The organism is Vreelandella massiliensis (assembly GCF_900155385.1).
In the GTDB taxonomy this organism is placed as follows: Bacteria; Pseudomonadota; Gammaproteobacteria; order Pseudomonadales; family Halomonadaceae; genus Vreelandella; species Vreelandella massiliensis.
On sequence record NZ_LT699745.1, the window covers coordinates 1,294,990 to 1,311,052 of the forward strand.

Genomic DNA, 16,063 nt, shown 5'->3' on the forward strand with positions numbered 1-16,063 from the left:
ACATGGCGTGGCTTCCGGTTGTTGCCCTGGCCATGTCGTTGATGGCCGCGGCGATTATTTTCTTGCTGCCGGAAAACGCTTGGCGGCTGCGTACCTGGGTCAACTTGAGTGCCGCGGTGGGTAAAGCTCTCCTGGTGGGGATTATGGTGGTACGCATCGTCGGTGGCCAGGAGGATACCTTTAGCCTGCCGGTGGTTGAAGGCGTCACCTTTGTGCTGCGCGCCGACGCGCTGGGGGTAATGTTTGCCGGGTTATCGTCGATTTTATGGCTATGCACCACGATCTATGCCATTGGCTATTTGGAAGACTCTCCCAACCGCAAGCGCTTTTTTGGTTTCTTTAGCCTCTGTGTCGCCAGCACACTGGGCATCGCGCTGGCGGGTAATCTTTTCACCTTTTTGATTTTCTACGAAATACTCACTCTCTCAACTTACCCTCTAGTGGTGCACCGTGGGAATGACACGGTGCTGGCGGCAGGGCGCGTTTATTTGCGTTACACCATGACCGCGGGAGTGGTGCTGTTTTTAGCGGTGGTATGGCTGCATAGCCTGGCCGGTAACCTCTCTTTTTCCGAGCCTTCGACGCTTAGTGACTATCTATCAAGCCACGGCATACCGTTAAGCGTGATTTTTGTGCTCTTGGTGGGCGGGTTGGGTGTCAAAGCGGCGATGGTCCCACTGCATGGATGGCTACCACGCGCCATGGTGGCCCCCGCACCGGTCAGCGCTCTGCTTCATGCGGTGGCGGTGGTCAAGGCAGGGGCGTTTGGTATCTTGCGCGTGGTGTATGACGTTTACGGCATTGCGCTGACCAGTTCGCTTGGCATGACCACGCTGCTGGCGGTAATGGCCTCGATCACTATTATTTACGGCTCCTCGCGAGCGATTGCCCAGCAGGAACTGAAGCCTCTATTGGCTTTTTCGACGATCAGTCAAGTGTCATACGTGCTGTTGGGGGTGAGCCTCTTGGGGCCCTTTGGCACCATTGGAGCGCTGGTGCATCTTCTCCATCAGGGCTTCATGAAAGTGACGCTGTTCTTTTGTGCGGGCAATTATGCTGAAGAGCTAGGGATTCACCGGATTGACGACCTCAACGGCGCGGGACGGCGCATGCCGCTGACCAGTATCGCGTTTACGATAGGGGCGTTTGGGATGATAGGTCTGCCGCCGATCGCCGGTTTTATCAGCAAATGGTATCTCGGCGTGGGTGCTGTTCAGGCAAATATGCCCATTGTGGTACTCGTGCTGGTGCTGAGCAGCACATTAAACGCATGTTATTTTTTGCCCGTGCTGCACCGTCTCTGGTTTCGCCAGGGACCATCGCACGGTCAAGGCGAATGGCCTGAGGAGCGCAAGTTGGGGCGTCTGGAAACCAGTGGCTGGCTGCTATGGCCGGCCATGTTGACGGCGCTTATCAGTGTATTGGCAGGGCTTTTGGCCGGGCTGCCCTTTAGCCCATTGGACTGGGCCACGCGGGTAGCGACGCAGGAGTATATGCCATGAGCCTCGTCGATCTGGTGCTACCGTTGGCGCTGGGTTGGCCGCTCGTATTGGCACTCAGGAGCCTTGCCTGCTTTTACAACCAATCTCCTGTAAATCAGCCCGTTTATCTCACCTGGGCATGGGTGTCGGCCCCTTGGCCGGCGCTGTTACTGCCCTTTTTGGGTGAAGCTCAGTGGACCATGGACAGTTGGCTATTGGGCTCGCTATGGGAGCTTGATGCTATCAGCCGCGCTTGGCTGGCGTTTACGGCGCTGTTATGGAGCTTTTCGGCGCTGTATGCGCGGGGCTATTTCGCCGCTGAACAACAAAAAGCGCAAACGGGGGAAAGCGATGCGCAGCGTCGCATGATGCGTCTGGCGGTTCTGTGGCCTTTGACGTTGACCGGCAACCTTTTGCTGATCATCGCGGAAGATATCGCCAGCTTCTATCTGGGGTTTGCATTAATGACCTTCGCCGGTTACGGCCTGGTGGTGCATACCGGCACCCGTCGGGCACTGCATGGCGGCCGTGCCTACCTGATTCTGGCCATACTCGGCGAAGGGTTGATGCTGGGGGGATTGCTGTGGGGCGCTGGCGAGGCACAAACCGTAACGCTGCCAGGCCTGCGCGAGGGGATTGCCAGCGCTGAACAGGGGGTATGGATGGCCTTACTGCTGTGGCTTGGGCTGGGTGTGAAAGCGGGCGTGATTGGGCTGCACGTGTGGCTTCCGCTGGCGCATCCGGTGGCACCGGCGCCCGCCAGTGCGGTGCTTAGCGGAGCGGTGATCAAAGCGGGCTTGTTAGGCTGGCTTAACGTGCTGCCGCTTGGCGTGTTAGAGGCTCACGGTGACTTTGCCGTGCTGGGGCGTTTTATGCTGGTCTTAGGGTTAGTCGCGGCGTTTGGAGCGGCGCTCTATGGCGTTTGGCAGCGTCACCCAAAAGCCGTACTGGCATACTCCAGCATCAGCCAGATGGGAATGCTCACAGCGCTGGTAGCGATGGGCTTGATTGCCCCTGCTACCTGGCCGCTTCTGTTGCCGGCGATTGTGCTTTTTGCCGCGCACCATGCCCTGACAAAGGGGGCGCTGTTTATGGGCACGGGCCTCAGTGAGCATCCGCCGCGTATGCCAAAGGTGTTACTGTTTGGGGGGTTGGCATTGCCTGGACTCTCCTTGGCGGGCGCAATCGGTGCCGGCATGGTAAGCAAATGGAGCATAAAAAGCGCACTTTATGCGCATGAGCACACAGGGCTGATGACGCTTTTAACCGTTGCCGCCGTGGGTACCTCGCTGCTGATGAGTGCCACGCTTTGGCGTCAGTGGCAGCAGTGGGGCGAGCCAGGAAGTAACGCCTGCTCGCTTGGTGGCTGGTTAGCCGCGATCATGGCCGCGCTGCTCACACCGTTATGGCTGCCGCTTCCACCCGATAGCCTTGAGTTTCCATCGGTGAGTGAATGGTGGGGCTTGATATGGCCCTATGTCGCCGGCGTAGGGTTAGTGACGGTGGGATTAGGGCTATTACGTCGCTGGCCGGTGTCGGACGTTCGCCTACCGGCAGGGGATGCGTGGTGGTTGTATGCTTCTTGGGCGGCATGGGTGCTGACGCGTGTTCAAGCGCAGGCCGAGAATTTATCCGCGCGTAAAAAGCGTACGGTGAAAGCCTGCTTGCGGGCTGAGCAACGCATGATGCGGATACTGGCACGCATCATTTCCTACGAAGTCTGGATGCGCCAGCACACAAGCGGCCTGATGATGGCGCTGGCGCTGGTGTTTGCCTTGTTGATGCTACTTTAGCAATATAAAAATAAGCCAAGTAAGGGGGAGTTGATGCCAAACCGTTCCACACTGTCCAATCAGGCCTTGATAGAAGAGCTTGATAGCGCGCAGGCGTACCTGTTGCAGTCAGAAAAGCTGGCCTCCATTGGCCAGTTAGCGGCAGGGGTGGCGCATGAGATCAATAACCCGGTGGGGTATGTCTTCTCCAATTTGACGACCCTTGCCGATTACGTCCAAGAGTTAATCAAGCTAATCGATACCATCGATAACGTCTCCTCTCTGGATGAGTTGAAGCGCTTCAAGCAAATGAGCGATTACGCCTATATTCGCAGCGACGTTCAGGATTTGATTCGCGAGTCTGAGGAGGGTATCGAACGGGTTAAAAGCATCATCACGGCGCTTAAGGATTTTTCGCATATTGAAGAGGATACGTTTAGCTACGCGGATATCCATCGCGGCATCGACACCACGCTGAACCTGGTGAACAACGAAATCAAATACAAAGCCGACGTGAAGAAAGCGTTTTCCGAGTTGCCCGAGGTGGAGTGCTTGCCGTCGCAGCTCAACCAGGTGGTACTGAACCTGTTGACCAATGCCGCCCATGCGATTGAAAGTCGCGGCACGATTTACGTGCGTACCGGCCAGGAAGGCGATCTCGTTTGGTTTGAAATTGAGGATACCGGCAAAGGCATCTCTCAGGAGCAGATTCCACGTTTATTCGAACCTTTTTACACCACCAAGCCCATGGGCGAAGGCACGGGGCTTGGACTTTCACTCTCCTACAGCATTGTGACCAAGCACAGCGGCGATATTGAGGTCTTCAGCGAGCCGGGCGCGGGCACACGTTTTCGCGTTTGGCTACCGATTCACCAAGACGCGCGACCGCGGGAGGCGAGCGAATGAGTCAATCGGCCAGGGTATTGATCGTTGATGATGAACCGAATGTGCTGAGCGCCCTACGGCGGGTACTACGAGGCGAGACGTATCGCGTTCAGACGGCTAGCAGCGGTGAAGAAGCGCTGGAAATACTGGCTGACGAGCCCACCAACGTCGTGGTTTCGGACAGCAAAATGCCTGGTATGGACGGTGCTGAACTCTTGAGCCGCGTTCAAGCCCGCTACCCCGACTGCATCCGCATACTGCTCACCGGTCATCAAGATTTAGAGGCGGTGACGCGCGCGATTAACGATGGTCATATCTACCATTACATTGCGAAGCCGTGGAACGATGACGATTTACGCTTCAATTTGCGCCAGGCGGTTGCCTTCCACGAAAGCGAGCAAGAGCGCCAGCGGCTAGAGGCGCTGACCCACGCACAAAATGAAGAGCTTAAGCGCTTTAACAGCGAACTCGAAGCGCGGGTTGAGGCGCGCACCTCGGAGCTACAGCAGGTGGCGAGCCAGCTTGATAGCGCCCACGAAGCACTCAAGCGCAGCTATGTCACCACCACCCGGGTGTTTTCGTCGCTGATTAATATGCGCTTACCCAAGCAGCATCAAACCAATAGCCAAATTACCCAGGTGATCAAGGCATTTTTGCAAGTTCATCCGGTGGATGAAGCGCTAAACCGTGACCTGCTGATGGCCGCCTCGCTGTATAACCTGGGCAAGCTTGGCTGGGACGACCACCTGCTTGGGCTTGCGTCGGAGAAGATGTTTGGCGATGACCGCGACCGCTACCAGAAATATCCTGAAACGGCGGGTGAGCTGTTGATGGCGCTGGAGCCTTTGCAAGGCGCGGCCAAGCTGATCCGCCACCATCAAGAGCGCTGGAATGGCAGTGGCTTTCCTGATCACCTTAAAGAGGAGGCGATCCCTTGGGGGGCGCGCCTGCTGCGCTTATGCGTCGATTTTATTGAGCTGCAACGCGGGCTGATGCTGGATCGCCACGTGAGCCGCGATAATGCCCTTATGCTGCTCGAAAAGCTCTCGGGCCGGGTGTACGATCCGGCGCTAAGCCGCGAGCTGGTGGCGTTTTTGCACGACCACGCGCCGGATATGGGCATTACCGATGCCTCGGTATTGGCGCTGAGTACCGATAAGCTGGAGCCGGGCATGATCCTGGTGCGCGACTTGCACTCCAAAGCGGGGCATTTGCTGCTGAATGAAGGTCGCGAATTGACCGCAGGGCTGATCGATAAGCTTATCAGCTTCGAGAGCACCGAATCGATCCGCTACACCCTGCTGGTGCGCACGCCGGATGAAGAGGCGCTGGTTGACGATGAAGAAACGGAAACCTAACCCCTTCCCGCCGATGTAGGCAGGAAGGGGTGGAAAGACATGGGTCTATAAAAGCGCTTCGGCGGCCAGGGCCAGGCGCGAGCGCTCCACGCTTTTCAAGGTGATGTGGCCGGCGTGGGGCCAGTCGCGAAAGCGCTCGACCACGGCGGCCATGCCGCAGGTGTTGGCGGTGAGGTAGGGCGTATCGATTTGGCCGACGTTGCCCAGGCACACAATTTTGGTATTGCGCCCGGCACGGCTGATCAGGGCTTTGAGCTGTTTGGGGGTAAAGTTCTGCGCCTCATCGATGATCAAAAACGTATCGTTCAATGTGCGCCCGCGCATAAAGCTGGGGGCGCGAATCTGCACCCGCGAGCCGATCAGCTGCCGGGTAGCGCCGCTGTCCCAGCTCGATTCGCCCTCCTCGTTGCGTAACAGGTTGTCCATGTTGTCGTGAAACGCGCCCATCCACGGCGACATCTTCTCCTCTTCGGTACCCGGTAGAAAGCCGATATCCTCGCCCATGGGAATCGGCGCGCGGGTAAACACCACGCGTTCAAACTGTTTAGCATCAAGGGTTTGTTGAAACGCCGCGGCGAGCGTCATAAAGGTCTTGCCGGTGCCGGCGTTGCCGGCAATGGTCACCAGATCAATCTCGGGATCCATCAGCAGGTTTAAGGTAAAATTCTGGCGGCTATCGTGGGCGTGGACACCCCATACCCCGTCATGGTGACGATAGTTGGTTAAAAGCTGCAGGCGAGCGGTGGAGGGCGAAAGCTCGCGGACGATGGCTTCGAACTCGGCGCCGTTTTCGCTGTCGGAGACCAGCATGCCGACGTGCCATTCGCGTGGCATCTGGCCTTTGAGTTGATAAAAGGTACGGTGCTCGACGCGTTCCACGGTGACATCGACGTTAAGCGACTCCCATAGCGTTGTCCCGCGCTGATCAGCGCCGGCGTAAACCTGGGCGCCCTCGATCATGGCGTCGCTGTCGTCGAAGGCGCGATCGCTAAGATAATCCTCCACCGGTACCTTGAGCGCCGCGGCTTTGACCCGCAGGTTGATATCCTTGCTGATCAAAATCACCGAGGCATCGGGGCGCTCTTCGCGCAGCCGGCAGGTCTCTGCGAGCAGGCGGTTATCGGGGCTTGCCTCCAAATTGTCGAGCGGTTTTAGGTCGTTGTAACAGAGAAAGCGCAGGCGGCCGGCCGTGCCGGTGGCGCGGGGAATCGGAATGCCGCGCTGAATATCGTCAAAGGTAGCGTGATGGGTAAGGTCGGAGAGGGTACGGCTGATTTGCCGAGCGGTGCGGGCAATTTCGCGGATGCCGTTTTTATGTTTATCCAGCTCCTCTAAAACGGTCATGGGAATGACCACATCGTGCTCGTCGAAGTGGTAAAGCGCCATGGGGTCATGGATTAAAACGTTGGTGTCCAGCACGTAAAGCCGCGTGGCTTTCTTCTCAAGTCGAACCATTATGGGTAGCACTCCTTGGTTGACGGCAACGTCGACACTGGCAGGCACGTTTTACAACGGTGTGACAGGCAAAACGTGGACATAACCGTGTCGTTCCCCGGCGTACTCACTTGACTCCTCTTTGGCCTATATTTGATCTTAGCGTGGTGGGCTTTGTGCGGTTTTGCCAGATTCGCGCTTCAACGCACGGTTTTGAGCGTCCCAGTTCAGTGACACGAAAGCGAGTTAACGATGACGCCAGCGGTGGAACAGGCCAAAAAAGCCGGGATTGCCTTTCAGCTTCATGAGTACCCGCACGACGCAGCGGCGCCCTCGTACGGATGGGAAGCGGCGGAGAAACTCGGCGTTGCTGCCGAGCAAGTGTTTAAAACCCTAGTGGTGGCGCTGGATGGCAAGGCGCTTGCCGTCGGCATTGTGCCGGTCAACCGTCAGCTAGGCTTAAAGCAGATCGCCAAGGCAGCGGGGGCCAAAAAGGCCGCCATGGCCACCCCCGAAGAGATCGAGCGCGCAACCGGCTACGTGCTCGGGGGCGTCAGCCCCTTGGGGCAGAAAAAGCGCCTCTTAACCGTGGTGGATGACAGCGCCCAAACCCAGGCAACGCTTTACGTCAGCGCCGGCCGCCGAGGGCTTGAGATGGTGCTAGCCCCAAGCGATCTTATCGCGCTCACCGGTGGGCGTTTGGCGGCGATCGCGGTGTAATCGCCGCGCGGCCAAAGTGCCTTTCTGATACTGTAATGGATAGTGAGTGTACTGAATAGACAGTGGCGTGCCGGGTAACAGGCCCCGTGCGCCGTTTTTGTTTTGCCGGGCTTTTCGCCCCTTCAGGAATTTTTTGTGTCCGACACCTCTTTTGCTTCTTTAGCGCTTCCGCCAGCGCTGCTGTCTAACCTTGACGCCCTTGGCTATCACCACATGACCCCGGTGCAAGCGCAAAGCTTGCCGCCGATGCTGGCCGGGGGCGATGTGCTCGCAAAGGCCAAGACCGGCTCGGGTAAAACCGCCGCGTTCGGGCTGGCGCTACTGGCGGGGCTGCGCGTGGAAGACTTCGCGGTGCAGGGTCTGGTGCTTTGCCCCACGCGTGAGCTGGCCGACCAAGTGGCCGAAGAGCTGCGCCGCTTGGCCCGCGCAATGCCCAATGTGAAGGTGTTAACCCTGTGCGGTGGCGCGCCCTTTGGGCCGCAGCTAAGCTCGCTTGCGCACGGCGCGCATATTGTCGTGGGCACGCCCGGGCGCATCGACGAGCACCTGCGCAAAGGCTCGCTTTTGCTCAACGCGCTGACAACGCTGGTGCTGGATGAGGCTGATCGGATGCTCGATATGGGCTTTCAAGCCGCGATCGATGCCATCATTGCCGATACCCCCGCCAAGCGTCAGACGCTGCTGTTCAGCGCGACGTTTCCCGATGAGCAGGCAGCCGGTGGCCTGGCGGCGATGACGCGCGGCGTGATGCGCGACCCCGTGACGGTGAACGTGCATGAGACCCACGATGCCAGCAGCATCGCGCAGCGCTTTTATGCCGTCGCAAACGATGAGTCGCGCTTTGCCGCGCTCAAAACGCTGCTATTGGCAAAACGGCCGACAAGTAGCGTGGTGTTTTGTAATACCAAGCGCGAAACCCAAGCGGTGGCCGATGGGCTGGTCGAGGCAGGTTTTGGCGCCTTAGCGCTACACGGTGATTTAGAGCAGAAAGATCGCGACCGCGTACTCATCCTTTTTGCCAACCAGAGCGCCTCGATTCTGGTGGCGACCGATGTTGCCGCAAGGGGCTTGGATATCGCCGAGCTCGACGCCGTCTTCAACTACCAGATTGCCCGCGAACTCGAGGTGCATGTCCACCGTGTGGGCCGCACCGGGCGGGCCGGCGCGAGCGGCGTTGCCTGTACCTTAGTGGCGCCCCAGGACACCTATCGGCTGGAGCGCTTAGCGGATCTGCTGGGTGAACCACTTACCACCGAAGCCTTACCCAAGGCGCCGAACAGCGCCCCGTTTGAGCCCCCCATGGCCACGTTGCAACTCGCGGGGGGCAAAAAAGACAAGCTGCGCCCGGGCGATATTCTCGGGGCACTGACCGGGGAAGGGGGCTTGCGTGGCGAACAGGTAGGCAAAATCAAAGTGCTGGCCCGTAGCGCTTATGTCGCGGTGGAGCGCCGCGCGATTCAACCGGCTCAAGCCAAGCTTGAGCGCGATAAATTAAAAGGGCGAGCCTTCAAGGTCCGTCGTGTCCGTTTTTAAGTGTGTGCGATGAAAATACCCAAACGATTACAGCCCCTGGTCGACGATGGCATGATCGACGAGGTGCTGATGCAGCTGATGAGCGGCAAGGAAGCGCAGGTGTACGTGGTGCGCTGCGGCGATGACGTGCGCTGCGCCAAGGTGTTCAAAGAGGCCAAGCAGCGCAGCTTTAAGCAGGCGGTGCAGTACCAGGAAGGGCGCAAAGAGCGTAACAGCCGCCGGGCCAGGGCGATGGCCAAGAAGACACGTTACGGACAAAAAGAGCAGGAGCAGGCGTGGCTAACCGCCGAGGTCGACGCGCTCTATCAGTTGGCCGGGGCAGACGTGCGCGTGCCAAAGCCCTACGGCTTCGTCGATGGTGTGCTATTGATGGAGATGATCAGCGACGCCGAGGGCGATGTGGCACCGCGCCTGGGTGATGTCACGTTGACCCAAGAGCAGGCGCTACGCTACCACGCCAAAGTGATACAAGACGTGGTCAAGATGCTCTGCGCCGGTTTGATCCACGGGGATTTGTCGGAGTTTAACGTGCTACTCGACGCCGAGGGGCCGGTGATTATCGACCTGCCCCAGGCCGTGAACGCCGCCGGCAATAACAGCGCCGCCGCGATGCTGGAGCGCGACGTGAACAACATGCGCGCTTACTTTGGCCGCTTTGCCCCCGAGCTTTTGACCACCCAGTACGGCAAAGAGATGTGGGCGTTGTACGAAGCCGGCGAGCTGCACCCGGAGAGTACGCTTACCGGCCACTTTGAGGTGGATTCGCACATCGCCAACGTCGACGAGTTGATGGAAGTGATCGACGATGCGAAAGAGGAAGAGGCCGAGCGCCAGGCGCGTATGCGCGATGACGACGATGATTGAGGGCGGTTGAAGCCGTATCGCCAGCGGGTTAGCACGCCAAAGAGCCACAGAGGGGGAGACGACGCACTAGTCACGCGGCCGCCTAGCGGTGTAATCTCAGCGCTTCTTATCGCCACAGAGGAATTTCTTATGACGTGTTCGCGTTGGGTAAGCGCCGCTACCGCGAGTGGTTTTCTGCTCTCATCAATGCTGTTGAGCGCCCCTTCCTTGGCGCAAGATAACGCTGAGACAGTGCGTTTTGCCGTGCCGGCGTGGCCCGGTGTCACGGTCAAAACCGCCCTGACGGCACAGCTACTGGAGGCGCTGGGCTACGAGGTGCGTCAGCAGGAACTTGGCTCCACGATTACCTATGAAGCCATGAATCAAGGTGAAATCGATGCCTTCATGGCCGCCTGGCTCCCCGCGCAAAACGGCATGTACGAGACGGCCATGGCGCGCGATACCATCGTGGATTTGGGTAACAACGTGGATGGCGCCCGGCTGGGCTTTGCCGTGCCAACCTATGTGTACGATGCTGGACTCACCTCCGCTGCGCAGTTCGCCAACGAAGCGTTTGCTGAGCGTCTTGATCAGACGATTTACTCCATTGAAGTCGGCTCGGGAATGAGTGACCTACTCAATGCCGCCGTAGACGACGATGTTTACGGGCTGGGTGACTGGAAGCTCTCGGAAACGTCCACGCCGGGCATGCTGAGTGCCGCCGCTGATGCCATCAACCGAGACGAGTGGATCGTTTTTGCCGGCTGGACGCCGCACTGGATGAATATTGAGTACGATATCCGCTACCTTGACGACCCTGAAAATATCTGGGGGGAAAGCGGCGGCAGAAGTGATGTCAAAACGCTGGTGACCCGTGATTTTTACGCGGCGAACCCCAACGCGACGCGTCTCTTGGATCAAATCGCGTTTAGCGCAGAAGATCAAAGCGCCATGATTTATGGCTTTAGCTATGAGGAGCGTGAGCCCGAGCAGGTAGCGCTAGAGTGGATGCGCGATAACCCCGAACGCGTGCAAGCCTTTCTTGAAGGCGTAACGACCACAGAGGGCAGCGCCGCCTGGGAGGCCGTTAATACGCAGTTGAAGCTAGAGGCGGAATAAGCGCAGTCACTTTTGCAGTGCTTCTCGCTCTTGAGAGGACGTTTGATCAGCTGGCCCGCGTGACGCGGGCCTTTTAGGCTCTGGCCGTTTCAGCCCTTGACGTCACCGCTGACCGCCCCAAGGTCTACGCTTGAATGACACTTCTGATTAGGAGACAACGACGATGCAAGCGATTCAAGTGAAAGCACCGGGTGGCTTAGACAACCTCAAAATAGTCGACATGCAAGCACCTGGAGAACCCGGGCCAGGCGAAATACGCGTGCGCCTGCACGCCAGCTCGCTTAATTTCCACGACTACGCCGTGGTCACGGGGATGATTCCCACCGAAGAGGGCCGTATCCCCATGTCCGACGGCGCGGGCGTTGTTGACGCCGTGGGTGAGGGCGTAAGCGAATTCGCCGTGGGCGATCGCGTGGTCTCCACCTTCTTCCCCCAGTGGCAGGAGGGCCCGGCGCGCGTGGGCGATTTTCGCACCACGCCGGGCGATGGCGTTGAAGGCTACGCCCGCGAACAAGTCGTTGCGCCAGCGACCTCCTTCACCCATCAGCCAGAGGGCTACAGCCACGCCGAATCCGCCACGCTGACCACCGCCGGGTTGACGGCTTGGCGTGCGTTGGTCGTGGATGGCGGCCTGAAAGCTGGAGAAACGGTTTTAGTGTTAGGGACCGGCGGCGTGTCTATTTTCGGGCTTCAGATTGCCAAGATGATGGGCGCCCGCGTGATTGCCACGTCGTCGTCCGATGCCAAGCTTGAGCGGCTCAAGGAGATGGGCGCCGAGCATGTGATCAACTACAAAACCACTCCCGAGTGGGGCAAAGAGGTCAAAGCGTTAACCAATGGCGAAGGCGTGGACCATGTCATTGAGGTGGGTGGCCCCGGTACCCTGCCGCAGTCGATCGACGCGGTCAAAATCGGCGGCCACATTGCCCTGATTGGTATTCTCACCGGCCGCGAGGGCGAGGTGCCTACCGCCAAGCTCATGGCCAAGCAAGCGACCCTCAAAGGGCTGATTGTGGGCAACCGTCGTGATCAGATTGAGTTTGTGCGCGCCATCAACGCCACTGGCATGCGCCCTGTCATCGACCGCGAGTTCGCCTTGAGCGAGATCGCCGATGCCTTCCGTCACGAAGAAGCCGGGAAGCACTTCGGCAAGATCTGCCTGACGTTCTGATGAGTGAAAGAGGCCGTGCAGTGTATCTTGGCTGGGATGTCGGCGGCTGGAACTGCGATCACAACCCGGCCAGCCGTGATGCGCTGGTGCTGCTGGATGCCTCGTTAAATATGCTAGGCACGCCGTGGCGGGGCAATCTGCGCGAAACGCTAAACGCGGCGGCCTCGCCACGAGATTTGGTCACACGGCTGCTGGCTGTGTGGCCTCACCGCAAGCGGTAACGAACGGTTCGTGATGGCGATCGATACGCCGTTGGCGCTACCCCAGGCGCTTTTAGCCTTGGCCCGTGGTGAGCCAGCCGCCTCCTTGGGCCGCTCCCAAGATAACCCCTACCTATATCGGCAAACCGAGCGCTGGCTGTTTAAGCACGGCGTGACGCCGTTATCGCCGATCAAGGACATGATTGGCAGCCAAGCCACCAAGGGTATGCACCTACTGGCACGCTTTGCGCCGCATATTATCGCGTGTGGACAGTGGCAGAGTGACGATGGGGCGCTCATGGCGGTTGAAGGGTACCCATCCCCCGCCAAGCGCTCAGCGGCGCTGGCAAACCTTCAAGCACGCTGTCAGCTTCCCGCCGAGTGGCAAAGTGCGCTCACCACGCCCACGCCGAAGCAGCAGGATCTGCAGGATGCCTGGCTGTGTGCTTTGGTGGCGTGGAGCTTGGAGCACGCTTGCGCGCTTCTCGCCTGGCCGCCGGCTGAGATGCCAGCGGCAGAAGGGTGGATATTTGTGCCGCAGGATGCCCTATTTAAAGCACCAAAGTAAGTTTAGGAAGCGCTGAGAACCAGTGTAATCATCAATCAGTGTGGCTCGGCCAGACTGTCTTTAACGGGTTTTAATCCGGCGAGTAATGTCTCAGGCGCAATATCTTGCTCATGAGGCCAAGTGACAGCCCCTAAAAAAACGCCAACCTGCGAGAAATACGCTTTGTCTTTCAGTTCCTTAAATATGCCGTGGTTGAGGTACGGTTTAAGGTCAAAAACGCCCTTCCGGCCATCTTCAAGCTCAACGAAAATTTGATAGTTGTCCATTGGGCGCACTTCTTTTACATCCCAGTACATCGTCACACCTCATAAGGGGTCAATTTTGTAAAGGGCTTCTCCGGCGATGGCCAACTCCCAGTCGGCCATCAATTCATCGCGGTGCGGGTTCAATCCATACATTGAAATGACGGGCATGGTGAACCTTTACCAGTGGTGTTTACGCGTTCTCCGGCAGCTCGCCGCTGTGGTAGACGTTTTGCACGTCGTCGAGGTCGTTGAGCATATACAGCAGTTTCTCGAAGGCCGCGACGTCATCGCCCTCCACCGGAGTGGTGGTTTGCGGCAGAAACTGAATCTCGTCAGCCTCGAAGTCGATCTCGCCGAAGGTGTCGAGCAGTGCTTGTTTGGCCTTGGCGTAATCGGTGTGAGGGGCGAAGACGGTGATGCGGCCCTCTTCGTGCTCGATGTCGGTGACATCCACGTCGGCTTCCATCAGCGCTTCGAGCACGGTCTCTTCGTCGTCGCCTTCGAAGGCGAAAATCGCGCAGTGATCAAACATGTGGCTGACGCTGCCGGGGGTGCCGATCTTGCTTTTGGTTTTGGTAAAGCAGCCGCGCACATCGCCAAAGGTGCGGTTAGGATTATCGGTCAAGCACTCAACGATCACCATCGCATTGCCGGGGCCAAAGCCTTCGTAGCGCGCGGCGGAGAAGTCTTCGCCGCCGGCGCCGCTGGCTTTATCCAGGGCTTTGTCGATCACATGCGAGGGTACCTGGTCTTTTTTGGCCCGTTCGATCAAACCGCGCAGCGTCAGGTTACTGTTAGGGTCGGTGCCGCCGGATTTGGCGCAGACGTAAATTTCGCGCCCATATTTGCTGTAAACCTTGGTTTTAGCAGCGGCCGTTTTGGCCATGGATTCTTTACGGTTCTGAAAAGCCCTACCCATCGTCAACTCCTGTGTCGTTGATATCGCTGGTGGTATGAAAAGCCACAATCTTACTCGACAACCCCTTTGCCTAACAGCGTTATTGCGCTCTCAGTAGGTCGGGATTTGCGCTACACTTGAGCGTTTTTGTACTGCTCAAGGAGGAACTTCATGCCGTTTTCGCTATGGCTATCATTGGCCGCTATTTGCGCCATGGGGGCGATGTCGCCGGGGCCGAGTTTGGCGCTGGTGCTGCGCCACACCTTGGGCGGGGGGCGCATGCCGGGAGTCACGGCGGGGCTTTTCCATGCCTTGGGCGTGGGCTTTTACGCACTGCTGACCGTATTGGGTTTGGGCGCGTTGATGGCAAGCTTTCCGCTGCTGTTTCAGCTGGTGACCTGGGGTGGGGCGGCCTACCTCTGGCAGGAGGCGATCACACCGCCGAGCGCGGAAATGGTGGCGCTACATGGCGTGGCCTCGGTGTTGCTTGCCGAGGGACTGCGCCGCGCGCTTCCCACCGCTTACCGGCGCCGGCGCGGGCCGTGGATGAGGCCGTGCGCGAACTGGAGCAGCGGCTTGGGCGGGCGCCGGAAGAGGGCGAAATCGCCGCCGAGCTGGAGATGCCGCTGGGTGAGTATCAGCAACTGCTGCACGACACCAATAGCGGGCAGCTTTTGCCCTACGAGGCGCTGGTGGAGGAGAGCGGCGAGCCCGCCGCCGAGCAGGGGGCGCAGAGCCAGCCGTTTGAGCAGCTGCTCGATAGCCAGCAGCGCGAACGCCTCGTCGCCGCCATCGATCTGCTGCCCGAGCGGGAAAAACTCCTCATGGCGCTCTACTACCAAGAAGAGCTGAACTTAAAAGAGGTCGGGGCGGTGCTTGGCGTGACCGAATCGCGGGTATCTCAGCTCCACAGTCAGGCGGTCAGCCGCCTGCGGGCAAAATTGAACGACTCCGCCTAAGCGGAGCCGTTGCACTTCAGGCGTGCCGAGCGCACGCGTTTTTTTGACTTGACGTGACCGGCAAGGAGCCGTTGATGAATCCTTCAACGCTAATCGGTATGTTTGCCAGCATCGTATTGCTGGTGAGCGTGCTCTTTTTTACCGCGGAGTCGCCCGAAAGCTTTCTTAATTTGCCGGGGCTGGCGATTGTCATCACCGGGACGCTGGCGGCGACGTTTATCAGTTACCCCCTGCGCGAAGTGCTGCGCGTGGTGCGCCTGGTGGGCGTGGTTTTTCGGCGCGAAAACACCTATGTGCGCGACGACATTAAAGAGCTCGTGGACATGTCGCGGCTCTGGTTTAAAGGCGACGTGCGCGCGGTGGAAGAGGCGTTGGAGTACACCCGCAACCCCTTTCTGCGCTCGGGCATTCAGCTGGTGATCGCCAATACCAAAGAGGATGAGATTTTCGACATGCTGCGCTGGCGGATTGCGCGGCTGAAAGCGCGCGAGCACGCCGAGGCGCAGATTTTTCGCACCATGGCCACCTACGCGCCGGCGTTCGGGATGATCGGGACCTTGGTGGGGCTCGTCAATATGCTGGAAGTCATGGACGCGGGGGATTTAGAGATCATCGGCCCGCGCATGGCGGTGGCGCTGCTGACGACCTTCTACGGCATCTTGCTCGCCAATCTGATTTTCAAGCCCATCGCGGTCAAGCTAGAGCGGCGCACCGAAGAGCGCTTGATCACCATGAACATGGTGCTGGAAGGGATCTCGTTGATCACTAAGCGCCGGCTGCCCTCGTTTATCGAGGAGACGCTCAACTCCTTTGTCGCCAACTACCACGACGAAATTCGCGATCCTAATGTCAAAACGCGCAAGGGTAAGGGGTAGCG

At 58.8% G+C, this 16,063-nt stretch carries 15 protein-coding genes and 2 pseudogenes; 14 read left to right on the forward strand and 3 right to left on the reverse strand.

Annotation, left to right across the window (positions count from 1 at the left end; translation table 11 throughout):
• Nucleotides 1-2 precede the first annotated feature (2 nt).
• The 4 genes from BQ9846_RS10730 to nosR are packed head-to-tail and all read left to right on the forward strand — an operon-like array spanning nt 3 to nt 5,496.
• The gene (locus BQ9846_RS10730) at nt 3-1,502 is read left to right on the forward strand and encodes a complex I subunit 5 family protein (protein ID WP_235818954.1); all 1,500 of its coding nucleotides are present in this window, start codon (nt 3-5) and stop codon (nt 1,500-1,502) included.
• Nucleotides 1,499-3,274, forward strand: coding sequence for a complex I subunit 5 family protein (locus BQ9846_RS10735; protein WP_075880955.1), 1,776 nt, complete (start codon nt 1,499-1,501; stop codon nt 3,272-3,274). Before BQ9846_RS10730 ends, BQ9846_RS10735 begins: the two co-directional genes overlap by 4 nt.
• Nucleotides 3,275-3,307: 33 nt before the next feature.
• Nucleotides 3,308-4,159, forward strand: coding sequence for an ATP-binding protein (locus tag BQ9846_RS10740; RefSeq protein ID WP_075880956.1), 852 nt, complete (start codon nt 3,308-3,310; stop codon nt 4,157-4,159).
• On the forward strand, nt 4,156-5,496 hold the full coding sequence (gene nosR, locus BQ9846_RS10745; protein WP_075880957.1) for a response regulator c-di-GMP phosphodiesterase, NosR family: 1,341 nt from the start codon (nt 4,156-4,158) through the stop codon (nt 5,494-5,496). The genes BQ9846_RS10740 and nosR overlap by 4 nt, the downstream gene beginning before the upstream one ends.
• A gap of 45 nt (nt 5,497-5,541) precedes the next feature.
• On the opposite strand, the gene BQ9846_RS10750 is transcribed toward nosR, so the two are convergent.
• A complete protein-coding gene (locus tag BQ9846_RS10750; protein WP_075880958.1) occupies nt 5,542-6,951 on the reverse strand; it encodes a PhoH family protein in 1,410 nt (469 codons plus the stop codon).
• Nucleotides 6,952-7,182: 231 nt separating this feature from the next.
• On the opposite strand from BQ9846_RS10750, the gene ybaK reads away from it, so the two are divergent.
• The 7 genes from ybaK to BQ9846_RS10780 all read left to right on the forward strand — a co-directional run bounded on the left by ybaK (nt 7,183) and on the right by BQ9846_RS10780 (nt 13,084).
• Entirely contained in the window at nt 7,183-7,650 is a 468-nt protein-coding gene (ybaK, locus tag BQ9846_RS10755) for a Cys-tRNA(Pro) deacylase (protein ID WP_075880959.1), read from the forward strand.
• Between the two features lie 135 nt (nt 7,651-7,785).
• Nucleotides 7,786-9,183: an ATP-dependent RNA helicase DbpA gene (gene dbpA / locus BQ9846_RS10760; RefSeq protein ID WP_075880960.1), complete on the forward strand. Its 1,398-nt coding sequence runs from the start codon at nt 7,786-7,788 to the stop codon at nt 9,181-9,183.
• 9 nt (nt 9,184-9,192) lie between these two features.
• Nucleotides 9,193-10,047 carry a PA4780 family RIO1-like protein kinase gene (locus BQ9846_RS10765; protein ID WP_075880961.1) on the forward strand — a complete coding sequence of 285 codons (855 nt, stop codon included), beginning with the start codon at nt 9,193-9,195 and terminating at the stop codon, nt 10,045-10,047.
• Nucleotides 10,048-10,176: 129 nt separating this feature from the next.
• Nucleotides 10,177-11,145, forward strand: coding sequence for an ABC transporter substrate-binding protein (locus BQ9846_RS10770; protein ID WP_075880962.1), 969 nt, complete (start codon nt 10,177-10,179; stop codon nt 11,143-11,145).
• A 163-nt stretch (nt 11,146-11,308) separates the two neighbouring features.
• The gene (locus BQ9846_RS10775; RefSeq protein ID WP_075880963.1) at nt 11,309-12,316 is read left to right on the forward strand and encodes a zinc-dependent alcohol dehydrogenase family protein; all 1,008 of its coding nucleotides are present in this window, start codon (nt 11,309-11,311) and stop codon (nt 12,314-12,316) included.
• Nucleotides 12,316-12,537 (forward strand): hypothetical protein, encoded by a 222-nt coding sequence (locus BQ9846_RS17020; RefSeq protein ID WP_235818955.1) that lies wholly within the window; start codon nt 12,316-12,318, stop codon nt 12,535-12,537. Before BQ9846_RS10775 ends, BQ9846_RS17020 begins: the two co-directional genes overlap by 1 nt.
• A 13-nt stretch (nt 12,538-12,550) precedes the next feature.
• Entirely contained in the window at nt 12,551-13,084 is a 534-nt protein-coding gene (locus BQ9846_RS10780) for a hypothetical protein (RefSeq protein ID WP_235818956.1), read from the forward strand.
• A gap of 35 nt (nt 13,085-13,119) precedes the next feature.
• Here the strand turns inward: BQ9846_RS10780 and BQ9846_RS10785 are convergent, their stop codons facing one another.
• Complete coding sequence (locus BQ9846_RS10785; protein WP_075880964.1) at nt 13,120-13,380, reverse strand: DUF2442 domain-containing protein; 261 nt, start codon at nt 13,378-13,380, stop codon at nt 13,120-13,122.
• Between the two features lie 139 nt (nt 13,381-13,519).
• The gene (locus tag BQ9846_RS10790) at nt 13,520-14,248 is read right to left on the reverse strand and encodes a YebC/PmpR family DNA-binding transcriptional regulator (RefSeq protein WP_075880965.1); all 729 of its coding nucleotides are present in this window, start codon (nt 14,246-14,248) and stop codon (nt 13,520-13,522) included.
• 201 nt (nt 14,249-14,449) lie between these two features.
• Between BQ9846_RS10790 and BQ9846_RS17025 the strand changes: the two are divergent.
• From BQ9846_RS17025 to BQ9846_RS10805, 3 genes and pseudogenes are all read left to right on the forward strand, one after another.
• A pseudogene (locus BQ9846_RS17025) lies at nt 14,450-14,590 on the forward strand (LysE family transporter); the annotation flags it as partial.
• A 5-nt stretch (nt 14,591-14,595) separates the two neighbouring features.
• A pseudogene (locus tag BQ9846_RS10800) lies at nt 14,596-15,186 on the forward strand (sigma-70 family RNA polymerase sigma factor); the annotation flags it as partial.
• 74 nt (nt 15,187-15,260) lie between these two features.
• Entirely contained in the window at nt 15,261-16,061 is an 801-nt protein-coding gene (locus tag BQ9846_RS10805) for a motility protein A (RefSeq protein WP_075880966.1), read from the forward strand.
• Nucleotides 16,062-16,063 lie beyond the last annotated feature (2 nt).